This is a genomic window from Lachnoclostridium edouardi, from assembly GCF_900240245.1.
GTDB classification, from domain to species: Bacteria; Bacillota; Clostridia; order Lachnospirales; family Lachnospiraceae; genus Lachnoclostridium_A; species Lachnoclostridium_A edouardi.
Map to the genome: position 1 here is coordinate 2,629,432 of NZ_OESQ01000001.1, position 16,900 is coordinate 2,646,331.

Below are 16,900 nucleotides of genomic sequence, written 5' to 3' on the forward strand. Positions count from 1 at the left end.
TTTTATAGATTAAGACATGATAGAGTCTTTATCTGCAGAAATAATTCCGGATGGCGGCTCCGGACGCTGGGAAGTCTTTTTAGGGGAAACAGGGGAATCCTCTGAAGACACAGGCTTTGCTTTGCGCCGGACTGATTTTTTGGAAGATGGCGGCAGAGGGGCTTCGGGTTCTCTGGCTTTCTCTATTTCCATCCGGCGCCATTCCGGTATATGAGCGGAAGCCTTGCAGGAGCGCAGCTTCGGGTATTCCGGATGTTTGGAATAATCCATTTTGTCCACCTTTAAGATTTTCTTTCCACGGATGATTACAAGCGCCTGGTCGATTGGCAGGCGGAGTACCTCATCTGGTGTGAGCACTGGTCGTTTTCCTACGCCGTTGGTTTCCCTGAATTCTGGAGTATAGTTGGAAATTCGCCAGGTTCCCAGCTGTTTGGACTGGCTGGAAACGGCCACGCTTGCAAGTCCGGTTCGGGAAGATACAAATTCGGCAGTAAGCGGATCGGTACAGCCTAAGAATAACTGGACATCACAGTTTCCCAGGATTTCCTGCCACAGATTTTGTGGATATCGGTTCTGCAGGCCAGCCAGATTCTGAAACACACAGGACATGGAAATGTTACGGGATCGGATGACACTGAGACGGCGGGATAAATCCGGAATCGTACCGCAGGCAGTCAGTTCCTCCCCCAGCACATGGACGGGAACCGGAAGTTTCCCGCCTTCACAGTTTTTATCCGCATAACGGACAAGCTTGATAAAAACGAAGGATAAAAACAGGGAGGCAAGGAAATCAAAGGTGCTGTCTTGATCGCTTGTAACAAGGAAATAGGCGCAGGGAGTCTGTCCTGGCAGTTCCAGGTCAATTTCATCCCTAGCCGTAATCTTTTTAATCAGTTCAGACTGGAATACCTGAAGACGGCTCCCAAGCCCGATAATGACACCGCTGCGGACTGTATCGGAAGCCTGTCTGAAAAGGCTGTAAGGAGCTTTTGCCGGATGGCTGGTTGGAAGCACATCAAACAGACTGTTTAAAGCGGATTCGGAGTGGAGTGTCAGCAGCTGGTAAACCTGCCCCATGTTGCTGCTTTCCGGCGGATAGCCTTTTTCTACATACAGGACCAGAGCCTTTAACAGATTCATCTCGGCAGAGTCCCAGAAATGATCCCCTTTATTTCCGTTGGCGGTATTTTTTATAATGACATCCACAAAAAGCTGTGCCATCAGCTCCTGACCTTCGATTTCAGCAAGACAGTTCCAGGAATCGGAGTTTTCCGGATTCACCAGATTAAAAACCCGAACAGTATAGCCCTTTTCACGTAGGTATTCACTGGACTTTTCGTACAGCTCTGATTTCGGATCACAGATAATCAGGGATTCTCCCCTGGATACGCCCTGAAGAATCCGGTTCATGCAGAAGGAACGTGTTTTCATGGAACCGCTGGCTCCGTAAACAGCCAGATTGCTGTTGAGCCGCGTCTGTTCCGGTACACAGACTGCCTTGCCATCTAAAAGTCCCAGAACAACCCCATGGTGGCGGCGAAGATCTGGGATGAGATCAAGAACTCCTGCCATTTCCTTTCGGTTCATCCAGCCGGATGTACCATAGGTTCCTTTGGCAGAATAGGTGAAATTCCGGTCCTGCTCATATTCTCCAGTATCGCTGTATCCCATCCGCATGACCAGAAGAACTAAAACAGCCAGAAGCCCGATACAGATGAAGATTCCGTAAATACCATAGGGAGGGCGAAATACGGCAGTCAGGCAGGTAAAAAAATGAGGCGACGCGGCCGCAGGAGAAGTACCATCTCCCGGATAGCCGCCGCCCTGCTGCCAGAGAGCATAGTTGCCGATCAGCTGAGCCAGATAGCCGCTGGCATATAAAACAGCAATGAGTGCTGTTGGCGCAAAGAGTAAAAATTTCAATAGATTTCGTTTATTGATGGAAAAACCTCCTTTCAAATTTTTCAAAACTGATTGTCTGAAGTGAAATCCGGTTCCCAAAGCAGCGGAAGAGGACTTCACTTTGGAAGTCAAAGCAGATAATGGTTCCTGTGCGTTCCTGTATCTGGAGTGCAGAACAGAACCGGTTAATTCGGGGAATATCAAAAAAAATATCCGAACAGTACGGCACTGCCTTGATTGTCAAAGCCATCATTCTCAATGATCCAATCCGTTTTTTTCGGGGACAGATCAAGGGAAAGGGTTTTGTTTAATGCAGCAGTTTTTTCAGGACAGCATAAAAGTCTTAGAAGCACCTCGCCATGGTGATCGTTTGTCAGATAATAAAAGTGCTCATAATTGCCATCCAGAAGAAAAAAACAGCGGGTGCCGGAATCTGCGCTGGTAAGAAGCTGAAAAACAGGTTCCATTCCATGACCGACCAAAAGTCCGCTGACGGAGTGACAGGCGTACTGATGGGAAAGGCGCTGCCGGCATAGAAGAATCTCCAAAAGGGATTTTGTACGCTGTTCTGCCCGATAGTCCCATTTGGCTGTAGATGAACCGCTGTTGTAGGTAAGAAAAATACCGGACTGAGCCAGAACAACGCCCATCATGCGGGAACTTCGGATTTTTATGGCTTCAAGCCCAAGCTCCTTTATCTCACGGGAACTGTAGAAAGCCGGAAAAGCTATGGTTTCCACAGCAGAACCTTCCGGAGAAAATATCTGTGGCTTTTCATCACGAAAAATGGCAATACCGGACTTTTGCATAAGAAGATATATTTCTGCAAGTCGGTGCAGCCTTAGACGGCGTGAAAATTCGCTCTTAAGCATGTTCGTATCCGCGTTTCCAGTAAGGTAGAATGAAAAACGCTTTGGATTGGCTTCCAAAAGAGCGGCTTTGGCTTTTGTTCCCAGCCGGTAGCCCCTGAGTCTGTCCTTGTAGTAGGTTTTTAAGAGTTTATCCCGTTTCAGTGCCCAGATGATGGTCATTTTATAGCTGTCACTTCCGGGGAGACGGGAGAGCAAATCTGCAGGAAATTCGCCGCAGATGGCAGTTAGCTCCAAAAGCATATAGCTCTGGGTATCACTTCTGGGGAGCAGTTCAGAAAAGCGCAAGCGTATTTCCTCCTTCCTCGGATTTACCGAGGCGGCTAAAGACTTCGGTAAATCCGGTTGTTGTGTGGATGATAAAACCCAGCTGTTTTCGTCTATTTCACATTTTTTTGGCATATCAGAAAAAAAGAACGGGAAAACCTTAAAAATCTGATATGGATTTTAACCGGTTTTCACGTTCCGCCAGCCAGTCAGGAAATCTTTTTTTGTCCATGATATAGACGCAGGTACAGTTTTTATCCCCCAATTCCGTTGTGTGGTAAGCATCGCAAAGCAGCCCTGTATCATCGATCATGACATGGAGCGCAATGGTATCCAGAAGATGTTTCTGCTGGAGGTTATCGTAATCTAGCAAACACCAGTCAGGCAGTTCATGATCGTATACATGGGAAATGCATACCACGCATTCCCGATAACGGGGGACGGGATGTTTTGCTGCATAGTGTTCCAGAGCCGCATGAAGTGGGTCTAAGAGAAAAATACTGCTTTGCCGCTGTTTCTTCTTGGGAAGAAGACGGGGAAGGGTGATTGTCATGATCCCGTCCTCATAAAAAATCTCCACATCATGGGCTTCACTGGCTTTTACCAGATAGTCCTTTTTGGGAATACTGGTGGATGCATAAAGAAGGCTTCTGAGCTGGCAGGCAATTTTTTCTGCCCTGAGAGCCGCCTCCGTTGACATGGTTTCATAATTTTCCGGATAACGCTGAATGTCCAATGAGTCCATTGCACAAATATGGCTTTTTAAGCGTGAAAGGTTATTTAAAATCTCTCCAATCCGGCGGGAGAGCAGGTTTCTGTTCAATTACAATCCTCCATTCATTCTTTTATAGTAATGCACCTGACCGGCTTTATCGGTTGTGCAAAAGCCCGCTATGCCTGGAAAATCAAGGAGCGGGATCTGTTCCGGTTCGTCCACTAAAACAATCCGGCGACCGCAGTGTTCCCTGATTTTTGGCAAAGCTTGAGTAATCAGGATTTCACTGCCAGCGGGAACCTGAATAATCTCGTACAGCTCCCCATCAGCAAAAAACATGATTTTGACAGGAAATTCGCTTACAGAGTGGAACTCTGCTTTGTCTGCAAAGTCCAGAAGAACCCAAACTGCCTTTTCCATATCGTCATGACGGAGATCAGAGCCGACATCGGGAGCAGAATAGCTTCCATTTTCTCTAAGAAGGATACGTCCCTGTTTTTTCAGATGGGAAAGAAGATTTTTTATCTTGGTCTCTTTTCCAGGGAAGAAACGGATAAGCTGCAGTTCCAGAATGCCTGGGTACATGGTAATCAGCCGGAGCAGTTCAGCCGCTTCCCGGCTGTAAAGGTCTGAGCGGGTTTTCAAAAGCCTCACCTCCTTGCTTTGCGTATAAAAGGCGTAATCTATGCGTCATCCGCTCAGGCAGTTTTACAAAAGACGTAAACAGTACGCAATCGGGACGCATTCACTGTCAGCCAGCCTGTTCCATTCGTTTTCTGGCTGCTAGGTCTTTCAGTTCTCTGCGGTCGGTGGTAATCAGATCCTTCTCCAACGGGCTTGCCTTAAACTCTACCATGATATTGTTATTGTTGGTGCTGATCAGTCCGCTTCCCCGTTCAAAATGCGTGACCTCCATGATTTCCGCATCGGACAGGTGCAGCGTGGTCTGGACACGCATGGCCTCGTCATCTTCCAGATTCAGGATAATCTTGGTCTTGGAGTTGTTGATGATGCCTTTTCCAAACCGTCCTTCGTCCAGATTGAAGAAATCGTTGAGATCTTGTGACGCACAGACAGCCGAACCGCCATAGCCGCGGATTGTTTTGAAAATTTCCAGAACAAAATCTCCGGCAAGGCGGGTTCCGGTTGCACCTGCGCCGGACAGAAGCTGCCAGCATTCATCAATAAAAATGGTCTTTTCTTCTGTCCGGTCTGCCTTTGCCCTGTCCCATACAAATTCAAGGGCAACGAACATCCCGACAGTCAGCAAATCGCCTGTCAGGGAAGAAATATCCAGCACCGTATATTTATTATCCAGCGATACATTGGTCTGCTGGTTAAAGGTGCTGGCAGAACCATGGACGAGCCGATTCAGGATATTTGCCATGCGGCGGGTGGCAGCCGATTCCGTTAAGACTTCATGCAGGTCGCCTAAAACTGGCATGGGGCGGTACTGTCCCGGATGGTCTGGATCTTCCAGGGAGTCATTATCATGGGTGATTCCTTTTCTGTTATAAGTACGGATCAGGGATTCATCCAGAAGCTGCCGTTCTTCGTGTGTCATATCCGGAATGAGCAGGCTGAAAAAAATATGAAGCATCTGGATTTTCTGTGCCAGTTCGGATAACTGGATACTGGGACCATCCAGCAGTTCATTAACAGAACGGTCCACACGCCGGATTTCCATTACATTGATGCAGTGGGGGCTGGCTGGGGAAATCTGAATAAATTCTCCCCCCACATTGGCGCAGGCGCGGTGGAATTCATGTCCTTTTAAGGGAGCTATGATAAAGATTGGAATCCCTTTTCTCCGCATCCGGAGCGCCATGAGCTGCATGGTAAAGGTTTTGCCTGCCCCGCTGGTTCCCAGAATCGCCATATTGGCATTTTTATAGACGGCAGAATTAAAAATGTCCACAATAATCAGGGAGCTGTTGTATTTATTGACACCCAGCAGAATGCCGTTGTCATCACACATTTCATAACTGGTAAAGGGATAGCAGCTTGCAGCCCCTCCTGTCAGCAGATTCCGCTTGCTTCGTTCGTACAGTCCTTTTTCCACAGATACCAGAGGAAGGGCAGTTAAAAAAGCTTGTTCCTCCCGAAAATGGCAGGAGCTTACCCGCATATCCTGAGACAGAAGAAGTTTTTTCATTTCGCTGACCTTCCATTCCAGATCTTCCAGGCTGGCAGCGGTAATCGTAATCAAAAGATTCAAAAAATAGAAATCCTCGTGATTGGCAAGTCCTTCCTTCAGAAAGTAGCCGCTTCGGATCGCACTGTCAATGTCGTCAAAGTCCGTATTGGTATCACTGGCATCTTTGATTTTGGAACGGTTTATCCTTAGCTGCTGACCGACCTTCTGGATAATGCGTTCTTTTGGCTGACGGGAGAGGAACATATCCATGTCAATTCCGTCCCCTGCATTTACGATTAGGCTGAGCCAGCCGGCGGGAACCTGGGTTTTATAGCCGTCTGAAGGAACCAAAAGATAAGCATAGTACAGATCGTCAATGCAGATATAGCGTCCATGGGTAAAGTCAATGCTCTGGGGAGCAATAAACTCCGTAACTGGAATATGTTCTGTCTCCGATGTCCTTCCTTGGGAAACATACTGCCCGACTACTTCTTTGACTTTGGCAGAGAGCGGTTTTACAGCACTTTCATTCCGACAGAGCAGGTTATAAAGGACGTCTGCAGTAAATTCATCTTCATTTTCTGGAATCAGGACCTCATTTCCGCACTGTCGCAGATAATTTGAGGCAGTGTGGACGGCGCTTTCCAGAGAAAGGATAGCCTCCTTTTCTTCCTCGGAACGCTTGGTATTGTTCCATGGTTCATATTCAAATATGAGAAAGAACCGGCGAGTAACGGCTTCACGGGAACTGATCTGCTGCACAAACTGCAGATAATCCTCCTGCATCAGACGGCATTGTTCATTGGTTTCCTGTTCCATTTCCTGTTGTACTGTTTTCAAATGACTTCCAATGTCTGCCCTGCGTGTCAGAACCTTAAACTGCAGTTTGACAGGGCTTATTTTTAAATAGGAAACAAAGGAGTAGATGATGTTTCTCTGCTCCCTGGCGCTGCGCAACAGAAAATTGATTGGAATGACCTCCACAACCTTCACAAACCTGTGGTCTTTGGTATAGATAATTCCATGTTCCACTTTTTCTATGGGTAGATATTCTGCCACTGGATTGAAAAAAGATGGGGCGGAAGCCTGATTTTTCCGTTTCTTTTGAGAAGTCTCTTTTTCAGCTTTCTTTTTTTCCTGCTTTGGTTTCTTTTTAGTTACAGGTGCCTTTTTGCTTACCGGACGCAGCTTTTGCCGCAGTTCATATCCGCGTACCTCATCAAATTCAGCAGGGAAGTCTCCGGTATCTTTTGGAAGTAACCGTTTATGAGCAGTAGACGGAGAGGATGCAGCTTTATGGGCAGGCTTCGATTTTTCTTTTTTTGCTTTTTCAGGTTGTTTTTCTTTAGAAGCCTTTCCTGTCGAACCCACAGTATCTGCTTTTCCAATAATCCGGCGGTTTTTCAGGTATTTCAGAAAAATAATCAAAAATGCGCTCAGGCTTTCTCCGGATATGCCGATCAGGGCAACCAGCATAAGAGGGAGAGCGGTCAGGCATAAAATGACAATGCGCGGGGTAAGTCCAAGGGGGATAAAAATAAAAAGCGGAAGTCCGACTGCGGCTGCAAGGATTCCCGCTTCGATTACATTACGAGCTTTAAACATTCCGCCGAAGAAGGTTCCCGTATCCACGAAATTCGGCGGAATGATATAGGTATCGTGGTCACTTTGATTGTTCATGTTCATTCCCTCACTTTCATAGCCGGACAGGAGACATTCAGCCGATAATCCAGAAAGGACCGCCAGCCCCTGCCCGCCGACTGGCCTCATTTAAGATGATGGATAAATCCCAGAGCTGTCCGCTCCGGTTATAGCTGCCAGGATCAGCAACCTTTATTTTTTCGTTCTCCACACCCCGTAAAACAATAAAATGACCGGATTTGGTAAAATGACCTTTTGCCATGATTGCCACTACCAGTTTTCCTTCAGAAAGGGCATCCAGAATCCTCTGGGGTTCGGAGGAAGTACAGCCGGACACTGGAAGATTCCAATGCTTGGCTGCTGCAGGGATTAATGCATGATAAGAGCCGCTTCCTTTGCACCAGTATCCGTTTTCATAAGACCATCGGGACATTTCCACTGGATCTACGATTGTTCCGGAAAGGGAGGATACGACCATTGCCATGGCAGTAGGACCGCAGCCTGAGCTGCCGATATGATCGGTACCATAGGGCTTTCCGGCATATCGCTCATCCATCTGGTTATAATAAATGACTTCCGTTACTCCATCAGAAAACTGCACATTCCCAAGAGAGGGGATGCTGTTTCCAGTCCAGCTGTCCAGGCTTTGCAGCAGTCCGTCTCCCAGAAACAGGCTGAGATTTTCCGCATAATTTCCAGCCAGTTCTTTCTGCTCATCTGTTAAAGAAAACACCTGGTCCGCAAAATAGGCTTCTCCGTTGTAAACAATGGTGTAAATCAGCCATGTTTCTGTTGTGGAGGTCTCTTCCCCTGTTTCGGGGTCTGTTTCTGTTATCTCCCGCAGTTCCTCCCTGCGTTGGAAGGAGTATAGATGATGTTTATTCTGCCGCAGGATGTCAGCCATGTTGGAAATGGATATGTCCCTGAAATTCTCGGCTTTCGCTGCACAGTACTGGGCTGCAAAGAGGTTGGCGTTATAAACGGGATTTTCTTCATAGGGATTCAGAATTTCCATTCCATCGCCGCCGGAGGCTGCAAAATCTGTTTCGATTCTGGATGTTACATCTTCCATCCCTTCTGTTAAAATGGCATTCAGCGTAAATGAGATTTCATTGCAGTTTTCCATGATTGCCAGTTCACTGTTGAGAAGGGGATGCTCTGGATCAGCGGGGGAAACGGAATTTCCCAGACCGTCAAAAACAAGCCCTGGAAGCAGAAGCAGAAAAAGAACAGGCAGGATGAGAAAAAAGGAGAACACAGTTGCAATCGTTCCAAGGTGTTTCCGGCTTTCCCATAGAGCGCCAAGGGCAGCGCCATAAGGACCGCCGGCGGCAGTCCCTTTTGCAGCCTGAGAAAAGAGTTTTCCTGTTTTAACAGCTCCCCGCAAGGTATGGGCTGCTGAGAAACCAGCTGTCAAGTCTTCGCCAAAGCTGGTTTGGTTCTGATTTTTCATTTATATCCGGTCCTTTCTTTTGGGCGTTGGGGGAAGTTTTTTCACAATGGTCTCCTTGTAGGCAATGGAACCATCCGGAGCCATGTAAGGAGATTTATCTACAGAATCAGCAGCATACTGCTTATACCAGGAAGAACCGTCAGCAGCATGAACTGTAGTATAGGAACCTTCCGGCGCTGTGTATTGCTCCGTATGGTACATACCAAAGGCAATTCCTTCCGGATAACTTTCGGAAACCTCCGTACCGGTAATACGACCGCCTCCGATTTCTACATTGGAAAAAGAGGGGACATGTTCAGCACCTTCCTCCAATGCGGCATATCCCATATAGGAATAAAGCGCCTGTTCGGCCTTTTCTCCTGTTATGGAACCGGTAGAAGAAATCGCTCCAGCCGCTACTGTACCAATCACATCATTTGCAAAATCCCCTCCTTTGCTGACGGATGCGGAATATAATTGTCCTCCAATACCAGCCGCCGCGGTTTCAGCAAGACCGCTTAACCCGCCTCCAGTCCTGTTGTTTCCAGAAGCAGCAGAAGAAGCCGGAGAGACAGCGGCTTTGACGGCGCTTTGGGTTACAGAACGGCTTACTACGCCGGCCAGACCGCCTGCCAGAAATCCGCCGCTGACACTGGAGCCGGAATTGACATGGGAAGAATGGCTGCTTCTTCCGCCGCCAAAATAATGACTGGAAAAGTTTCGGACAGATCCGATTCCTTTTGCGGCAATCATAGCTTCTGCCAGCATGGAGCCGCCTGTGTGCCCTACATTGATTCCCAAGGCAGACATAAACGAATCAATTTTCTGGGAAACCTTAAGAAAGGCAATGGCACACAGAAACCAGATTAGTACATTCCCTGAAACCGTTTCTTTTCCGGCCGCTTCTACCTGTGCCTGAAGCTCACCTTCAGAAACGGCAAAAACAGTCAGGGTATGATAAAAAGACAAGGACAGTGCAAAAAAGGATGCACTGAGTAAATGTTTGATACGCTTCAAAAGAACCTCCTTCCTACAGTGACAGTGGGTTTGCGATAAAGGTGCCTACCATGGAAGTGAAAAGGCGCAGACACCAGGCATTCATTACCAAAAGAAGCATCTGTCCGCCAAGCATCCGGCACCAGGACTTAAATATATTGGAGGTAGACTGGGATGCGCCCATGGAAAAGGCAACCGGAGCAGTATAAATTAAAACGCCCAGCAGGACATACCGTTCTGCCGCTTCCAGAAGAAGCTTCAGATAATTCCATGCAAGGATGATCACCAGAATCAGGGTAATCAGGGCAACTGCGCCATTGGCGCAGGCTCCGATGATAACCAGCATGACGGAATTGAAATCTGCAAAGCTGATGGCAGGAAGTTCCGAATCCATAATCCATGCATAGGGAGTGCCTCCAATTTTCAGAGCCATGCTTACAATATCATCAGAGAAATAAGCCAGCAGGATGAATAAGACGGATCGGATGCTGAGTTTTACAGGATCTTCCGCTTCAATTCCAGCGCCAAGACCGAAATTTTTGAAAAGCTGCCATACCCAGTTAAGCAGAATCAAGCCGATGGACAGGGCGACGAAAACCTTATACATGGTTTCTGCAGCAGGGAAATAGCGTAAAAAAACATCCATATCGCAGCCCAGTGCTCCTAATACGGATGTGCTGATGAGGTCAAGACCATGCATGACCTGCTTGGCAAGCCATTCCACAATCCCGTCTAAAATTCCCATAAAGTCACACCTCCCTTAACCAGTCCATTTTCCGTCAGAGAAGAACGGCGTAACATAAGCCATGATGAAGCCAAGACCATTTAAAATAGCCCATGTAATGCAAATACGTTTCAGCCATGCCCTGCTTTCATCTACCGTCCGTCCGCTTCTGGAAAAATTCATCATCAAAAGGGCAACCGAAGCGGTGACAATGGCGGCAACTGTTGATATAAGGACGATCTGGTTATACACATCCTTCATGATTTCGCCTGCTTTTGTCCACACATCCGTAGATGCATAAACGGGCTGTGCACACATCAGAGAGGTCATGGCAAAGAAGCATGCATAGCAGGCTGTTTTTGTCAGGTGCTTTTTCAGCTTCTTTTTTCTTTCCGGAAAGAGAACCGGCGTTGCTTCTGATTTCTTTTTCAAGTTGTAAGCCTCCTTATCCTGTGATTTCCATACAGAAAAGAAAAAGAAAGCCACACTTTTGGAGGAAGCATGGCTTTCTGATTTCAGTCTGTTAGGTATACGTTTGAGCATACTTAGTTTAACATATCGGTATTTACGGCGAAAGAGCAGAACTGTGCCAATATCCTGCGGATTTGTGCCAATGTTGTGCCAGCGTTTTTTATTAAAAAATAGTTGCAGAATGTGCAGAAAAGAGGAGGTGTTCCCCTTATTTATATAGCATATGGGTCATGTTAAAATATGATATGTCTCTTTGAACCTTGGCAATTTCACAGCACAATTCAGGATTTATACAGATACAGGAGGATAGTGTGCGATGACTTGAAAAGAGCTCGCCCCCTGGTTAAAAATTGCACAGCAACATCTGAAATACGCGGCAAAAACGTTGGCGCAGGAAGTGGCCTGATGAATGTGCGAAAATTCCACAGCCTTAATCTATATAGAAAAACATTATATTTGCAGTTGAAAGGTCAAAGGTCCAATTCGTATATAAAATATGAAGCAAGTTCATAGCAAGGACCTGACTGATTTCACTTCAGATAATGAAAAATGCTATCTTCAGGAGAAATACGGGATAGCATGATATCATGGAAGAAAGTGGGACTGGACGCTGCACAGGAAATTAGGAAGGAGGGATAAATAATGTCAGCAAATGAAGAGAATGGAGTGGGGATTGATCAGCAGGTATACCTAGCAGCCGATATCCAGCGTATGCTTGGAATCGGAAAGAGCAAATCTTATATGTTTCTTGAAGAAGTGTATAAGCAGAAAAATCCGCCATTCAAAGTTCTTAAAATTGGTAAGCTTTTCAGAGTGCCAAAGAGAGGATTTGATGACTGGCTGAATGGTGGTCTATAAACGAGGTGATTTAGTGAAACAGCCAGAAAAGAAAAACGGAGTAGCCTTTTATGAGGAAACTTCATGGTTTCACAGAATTAAGGTGTTACAACCGGATGGTTCTGTAAAATATAGTAAGCGAGGTGGATTTCAGAGTGAGGCCGAAGCGGAAGCAAGTTATTACCGATATGAGGAAGAGTTTAAGAAAGCGTCCAGAGCCTATCAGATGGCATCAAAACCGAACCCAGATGTTAATTTAAGGGATTACCTGCTTTATTGGTTTGAGGATGTATTTTCCCAGAGGGTTGAGAATACAACTCGTATGGTCTGCGCCTATGTGCTGTATGACCTGATTCTTCCGAATATGCAGCAGGATATAAAATTACGATATGCGAATGAGGAGTATTTTGATTCTTTATTGGCAGTTGTATCAAAAGTATGCGAGTCGGCAGGCAACAAGTCCAGAGAGCTTTTAAATATGGCAATGAAAGAGGCTGTAATACAAGACTATATTAGGCGAAATCCAATACCAGCAACCAAACCCTACCCAAGAAGAAAACCAACTATTATTATTTTAAATAAAGCAAATGTGAAAAGGCTTTTGAAAGCTGCATATAATAGCGGATGGTATTTGGAGATTTTACTGGGACTGTTCTGTGGGCTTAGAAAAGGAGAAATTTCCGGCTTGAAATTTGGAGATTTTGATCCACAAAACAGAACCATCTACATTCAACGGCAGATTACATCGAATCCTATTGTTCCAAAGGGTGCGAGAAAAATTCAGTCATATGAAGTTATAGAGAAGCCGCCAAAGACAGATAACAGTTACCGTCTTCTGCGGATACCGGAGGCTGTTGCAAAGGAAATTGAGAAAAGAAAAATTTTGGTTGAAGCAAATAAGCAGCAGTATGGCGAACAATATTTTGATCACGGTTATATCTCGTGTCAGGAAAATGGATTACCACATTCAACAGCCGCCATGAACAGCGCTTTGACAAAATTATGCTCCAGGAATGGCTTACCTCATATTACAGTGCATGGTCTGCGCCATATGTATGCAACGATCTTGATAGAGCAGAAGGTTCCTCTGATTAAAATATCAGCTCTGTTGGGGCATGCAAGTGTTAATACAACATTTGAATATTATTGTGAGGTCATGGATGAGAATGAGCAGATTATTACATTTATGAATCATACTTTTATTCCAGAAGGCGGTGCTTCTATATGTTAAAGTTGGATTTGAAGAATTATGTCGAATGGAGAGTGTCACAGGTAATGCCTGTGCGCTCAGGATTCGGCTACAGGATATTTTTAAAATATCTGGATGGAAGCGAAAAGCCGTACCAGAAATCGGGTTTTAAAACAGAGAAGGAGGCGAATAAGGCAAGAGAGAAGACGATTGCAGAATTATACAATGGTACATTTATTGTGTATTCGAATGTAAAGGTTGCAGAGTTTATGCTTTCCTGGCTAGAGATAGACATAGGAAAACGGACTGAAAGCCATGAAACCTATTATAATTACTGCAATACAGTAAATAATCATATCATTCCAGCTTTAGGAAATAAAAGAATGGCGGATGTTACCCGTGGAGACATTCAAAAATTGTTTAATGCAAAGGCGAGTTATTCAAGGTCAGTAGCAGAGCAGGTAAAAACAATCATGAATGTCTCTTTTCGGTATGCGGTAACGAGCAAAGTGATTTCTGTTAGTCCAGTGGAGGGAGTAGGATTACCTAAAACAGAAACATCACAGAAGAAAACAGCCTTCAGAAGCAGAAGCATTGACACACAGAAAACACTGACGATGGAGCAGATTTTGGTTTTACTGGAGAAAAGCAGAGATACTCCGATTCATATGCAGGTACTTTTTGGAGTTCTTATGGGACTTCGCAGATCCGAAATCAATGGCGTAAAATATTCGGATATCGATTATATTAACAGAACCTTAAATGTGAACCGACAGTTGGGAAGGATACATAATGCGAAAAAAGAAGATTTTGCACCTAAAACATTTACGAAACAGGAGGTGGGGTTAAAGACAAAATCCAGTTACAGAGAAATTCCTATTCCAGATTATGTCTTTGAGGAAATCTTAAAGGAACGGCAGGTGTATGAAGCAAACAGAAATCGTCGAAAGAGAGAGTTTCAGGATTTGGACTATATTTGCTGTTCTGCTTATGGCAGACCAAGGAGTAAAGGATTCCATTGCAAGTATTATAAACAACTTCTGGCTGAAAGCGGGCTGCCGGATATTCGCTGGCATGATTTACGCAGTACCTATTGTACGCTTTTGCTGAAAGAAGAGTTTAATCCGAAAGCAGTATCAAAGCTTATGGGGCATGCCAAGGAACTAATAACAATGGATGTCTATGCTGACAACAGGGAGATTATAGCGGATGGAGTACCGGAAATAGAGGAGTATATGAAAATGGTGCTTCCAAATATGGAAGAAAATGAGCTCTTTAAAAACGAACTGCTGGAAATTGTGGTGGATGTAACAGAATTCCTTCCAAGGACAGCATAAAAACAGAAGAACAGATGTTCACTGCTTCTGTACTTTTGAAATCGTTTGTGGTATAGTAGACGCAGAGCGCCTACTATCGATGGCAGTCGCCAAATGCCTGCAAGCAGTCACTTGGCTCGTTGCTTTTTGGTATACTAAAGTCCAATGCCTGAGTCCTTTTTATATGGTTTGTTCCTGTTTCGTCCATATAGAATTACATGGGTGCAACAGGTTGTAAAAAAAGCAAATTGTGAACGGCATTCGTCGTGGACCTATTTTGTCACGATCCGAGGAAACGCTACGACGAAAATAAAAAGTTCCACGACGAATTTTTGCCTTATAGGCGTCCTTTTTTACTTTGAAATCTGGAGGTGGATTTTATGCAAAATGAACAAAAAATCTTCGAATTACATTCCGAATACGCCCCCACCGGCGACCAGCCCCAGGCCATTGAGGCGCTGGTCAAAGGGTTTCAGGAAGGCAATCAATTCCAGACTTTACTAGGGGTTACGGGTTCTGGCAAGACCTTTACCATGGCTAATGTGATTGCCCAGTTAAATAAGCCGACTTTGGTAATAGCGCACAATAAGACCTTAGCAGCACAGCTCTATGGTGAGTTCAAAGAGTATTTTCCGAGTAACGCAGTGGAATACTTTGTCTCCTATTATGATTACTATCAGCCGGAGGCCTATGTGCCTTCTACTGACACTTATATTGAGAAGGACTCAGCGATTAACGATGAAATCGACAAGCTGCGCCATTCTGCCACGGCGGCTTTGTCGGAGAGGCAGGATGTGATTATTGTGGCTTCTGTATCGTGCATTTACGGATTGGGAAGCCCTATTGATTATAAGGAAATGGTAATTTCTCTCAGGCCAGGTATGGTGAAAGACAGGGATGAAGTCATCCATAAGCTGATTGATATTCAGTATACCAGAAATGAAATGGATTTTCACCGCGGAACCTTTAGAGTCCGTGGAGATGTGCTGGAGATATTTCCTGCTTATTCTGGCAGCGAGGCGTACAGAATAGAGTTTTTTGGGGACGAGGTTGACAGAATTACAGAAATAGACACTCTTACAGGAGAAATTAAGGCTGAACTGGGGCATTTGGCTATTTTTCCGGCTTCCCATTATGTTGTGCCAAAGGAAAAAATGATGGCGGCTACAGAAGAAATTTTAAAAGAAATGAAGGAGCAGGTAACATTTTTTAAAAGTGAGGATAAGCTGCTGGAGGCTCAAAGAATATCAGAGAGAACCAATTTTGACGTGGAAATGATGAGAGAAACTGGATTTTGTTCAGGAATTGAAAACTACTCCCGTCATTTAAACGGCACTAAGGAAGGGGAGCCGCCGTGTACCTTGCTGGACTATTTTCCAAATGATTTTCTGATTATTGTGGACGAGTCCCATATTACGCTTCCCCAGGTGAGGGGCATGTATGCCGGAGACAGATCCAGAAAGAAAACATTGGTAGAATATGGTTTCCGCCTGCCTTCGGCTTTGGACAACAGGCCTTTAAATTTTACAGAATTTGAAGAAAAAATTAATCAGATGATGTTTGTGTCTGCTACACCTTCTGTTTATGAGGAAGAGCATGAGCTGATGAGAGTGGAGCAGATTATCAGGCCAACAGGACTTTTGGACCCTGAGATCAGCGTGCGGCCTGTAGAGGGACAGATTGATGATCTGATTTCAGAGGTGAATAAAGAGGTAGAGGGACATCACAAGGTGCTGATTACTACGCTGACAAAAAGAATGGCAGAGGATCTGACAGACTATATGCGGGAAGTGGGAATCAGGGTAAAGTATTTACATTCAGATATTGATACTTTGGAGCGGGCAGAAATTATAAGAGACATGAGATTAGATGTATTTGACGTGCTGGTAGGCATCAATCTTTTAAGAGAGGGCCTGGATATTCCGGAGATCACTTTGGTAGCTATTTTAGATGCAGATAAAGAAGGCTTTTTAAGATCAGAGACCTCCCTGATTCAGACAATTGGGCGCGCCGCCAGAAATAGTGAAGGTCATGTAATTATGTATGCGGACAATATGACGGATTCCATGAAAAAAGCGATTGGAGAGACAGAGCGCCGCCGGAAGCTGCAGCAGCAGTATAATGAAGAACACGGAATTACCCCTACTACAATTAAAAAGGCAGTGAGAGATTTAATTGCTATTTCTAAGGCAGCTGAAAAAAGTCAGGATGACTTTAAGAAAGATCCAGAGTCTATGGATGCTGCAGAGCTGCATAAGCTGATAAAGGAGATTACAAAGAAAATGCATCAGGCGGCCGCAGAGCTGAACTTTGAGGAGGCAGCAAAATTAAGAGACAGAATGATTGAAGTAAAACAGATGCTTTTAGAAATAGAGGGCGCCTGATGTTATTGACAATTATTCTC

At 45.2% G+C, this 16,900-nt stretch carries 13 protein-coding genes; 4 read left to right on the forward strand and 9 right to left on the reverse strand.

Annotation, left to right across the window (positions count from 1 at the left end; genetic code table 11):
- Positions 1 to 9 precede the first annotated feature (9 nt).
- The 9 genes from C1A07_RS12530 to C1A07_RS12570 form a co-directional block, all read right to left on the reverse strand.
- Positions 10 to 1,923, reverse strand: coding sequence for a VirD4-like conjugal transfer protein, CD1115 family (locus C1A07_RS12530; protein ID WP_101877396.1), 1,914 nt, complete (start codon positions 1,921 to 1,923; stop codon positions 10 to 12).
- Between the two features lie 179 nt (positions 1,924 to 2,102).
- Positions 2,103 to 3,059, reverse strand: a complete 957-nt coding sequence (locus tag C1A07_RS12535) for a hypothetical protein (protein ID WP_330399523.1) — start codon at positions 3,057 to 3,059, stop codon at positions 2,103 to 2,105.
- Positions 3,060 to 3,198: 139 nt separating this feature from the next.
- On the reverse strand, positions 3,199 to 3,861 hold the full coding sequence (locus tag C1A07_RS12540; protein WP_101877397.1) for a DUF6100 family protein: 663 nt from the start codon (positions 3,859 to 3,861) through the stop codon (positions 3,199 to 3,201).
- Positions 3,862 to 4,398: a DUF5697 family protein gene (locus tag C1A07_RS12545; RefSeq protein WP_180952254.1), complete on the reverse strand. Its 537-nt coding sequence runs from the start codon at positions 4,396 to 4,398 to the stop codon at positions 3,862 to 3,864.
- Positions 4,399 to 4,504: 106 nt separating this feature from the next.
- Positions 4,505 to 7,570, reverse strand: coding sequence for a VirB4 family type IV secretion system protein (locus tag C1A07_RS12550; RefSeq protein ID WP_101877399.1), 3,066 nt, complete (start codon positions 7,568 to 7,570; stop codon positions 4,505 to 4,507).
- A 37-nt stretch (positions 7,571 to 7,607) separates the two neighbouring features.
- The gene (locus C1A07_RS12555; protein WP_101877400.1) at positions 7,608 to 8,984 is read right to left on the reverse strand and encodes a C39 family peptidase; all 1,377 of its coding nucleotides are present in this window, start codon (positions 8,982 to 8,984) and stop codon (positions 7,608 to 7,610) included.
- On the reverse strand, positions 8,985 to 9,980 hold the full coding sequence (locus C1A07_RS12560; protein WP_330399524.1) for a hypothetical protein: 996 nt from the start codon (positions 9,978 to 9,980) through the stop codon (positions 8,985 to 8,987).
- 13 nt (positions 9,981 to 9,993) lie between these two features.
- Complete coding sequence (locus C1A07_RS12565; protein ID WP_101877401.1) at positions 9,994 to 10,704, reverse strand: hypothetical protein; 711 nt, start codon at positions 10,702 to 10,704, stop codon at positions 9,994 to 9,996.
- 15 nt (positions 10,705 to 10,719) lie between these two features.
- Positions 10,720 to 11,013 (reverse strand): hypothetical protein, encoded by a 294-nt coding sequence (locus C1A07_RS12570; RefSeq protein ID WP_242972368.1) that lies wholly within the window; start codon positions 11,011 to 11,013, stop codon positions 10,720 to 10,722.
- A 783-nt stretch (positions 11,014 to 11,796) separates the two neighbouring features.
- Here C1A07_RS12570 and C1A07_RS12575 point away from each other — a divergent pair.
- The 4 genes from C1A07_RS12575 to uvrB all read left to right on the forward strand — a co-directional run bounded on the left by C1A07_RS12575 (position 11,797) and on the right by uvrB (position 16,880).
- Positions 11,797 to 12,012 carry a DNA-binding protein gene (locus tag C1A07_RS12575; RefSeq protein ID WP_242972316.1) on the forward strand — a complete coding sequence of 72 codons (216 nt, stop codon included), beginning with the start codon at positions 11,797 to 11,799 and terminating at the stop codon, positions 12,010 to 12,012.
- Between the two features lie 13 nt (positions 12,013 to 12,025).
- Positions 12,026 to 13,222 carry a site-specific integrase gene (locus C1A07_RS12580; protein WP_330399525.1) on the forward strand — a complete coding sequence of 399 codons (1,197 nt, stop codon included), beginning with the start codon at positions 12,026 to 12,028 and terminating at the stop codon, positions 13,220 to 13,222.
- On the forward strand, positions 13,216 to 14,517 hold the full coding sequence (locus tag C1A07_RS12585) for a site-specific integrase (RefSeq protein WP_101877404.1): 1,302 nt from the start codon (positions 13,216 to 13,218) through the stop codon (positions 14,515 to 14,517). The genes C1A07_RS12580 and C1A07_RS12585 overlap by 7 nt, the downstream gene beginning before the upstream one ends.
- Positions 14,518 to 14,876: 359 nt before the next feature.
- Positions 14,877 to 16,880, forward strand: a complete 2,004-nt coding sequence (gene uvrB / locus C1A07_RS12590) for an excinuclease ABC subunit UvrB (RefSeq protein ID WP_101877405.1) — start codon at positions 14,877 to 14,879, stop codon at positions 16,878 to 16,880.
- Positions 16,881 to 16,900: the final 20 nt, after the last annotated feature.

Bases quoted from the DNA above. Each gene is read 5' to 3' on its own strand.
- C1A07_RS12550 (WP_101877399.1), bottom strand. From the start codon at position 7,570: ATGAACAATCAAAGTGACCACGATACCTATATCATTCCGCCGAATTTC.
- C1A07_RS12555 (WP_101877400.1), bottom strand. From the start codon at position 8,984: ATGAAAAATCAGAACCAAACCAGCTTTGGCGAAGACTTGACAGCTGGT.
- C1A07_RS12565 (WP_101877401.1), bottom strand. From the start codon at position 10,704: ATGGGAATTTTAGACGGGATTGTGGAATGGCTTGCCAAGCAGGTCATG.
- C1A07_RS12570 (WP_242972368.1), bottom strand. From the start codon at position 11,013: ATGACCTCTCTGATGTGTGCACAGCCCGTTTATGCATCTACGGATGTG.
- C1A07_RS12575 (WP_242972316.1), top strand. From the start codon at position 11,797: ATGTCAGCAAATGAAGAGAATGGAGTGGGGATTGATCAGCAGGTATAC.
- C1A07_RS12585 (WP_101877404.1), top strand. From the start codon at position 13,216: ATGTTAAAGTTGGATTTGAAGAATTATGTCGAATGGAGAGTGTCACAG.
- uvrB (WP_101877405.1), top strand. From the start codon at position 14,877: ATGCAAAATGAACAAAAAATCTTCGAATTACATTCCGAATACGCCCCC.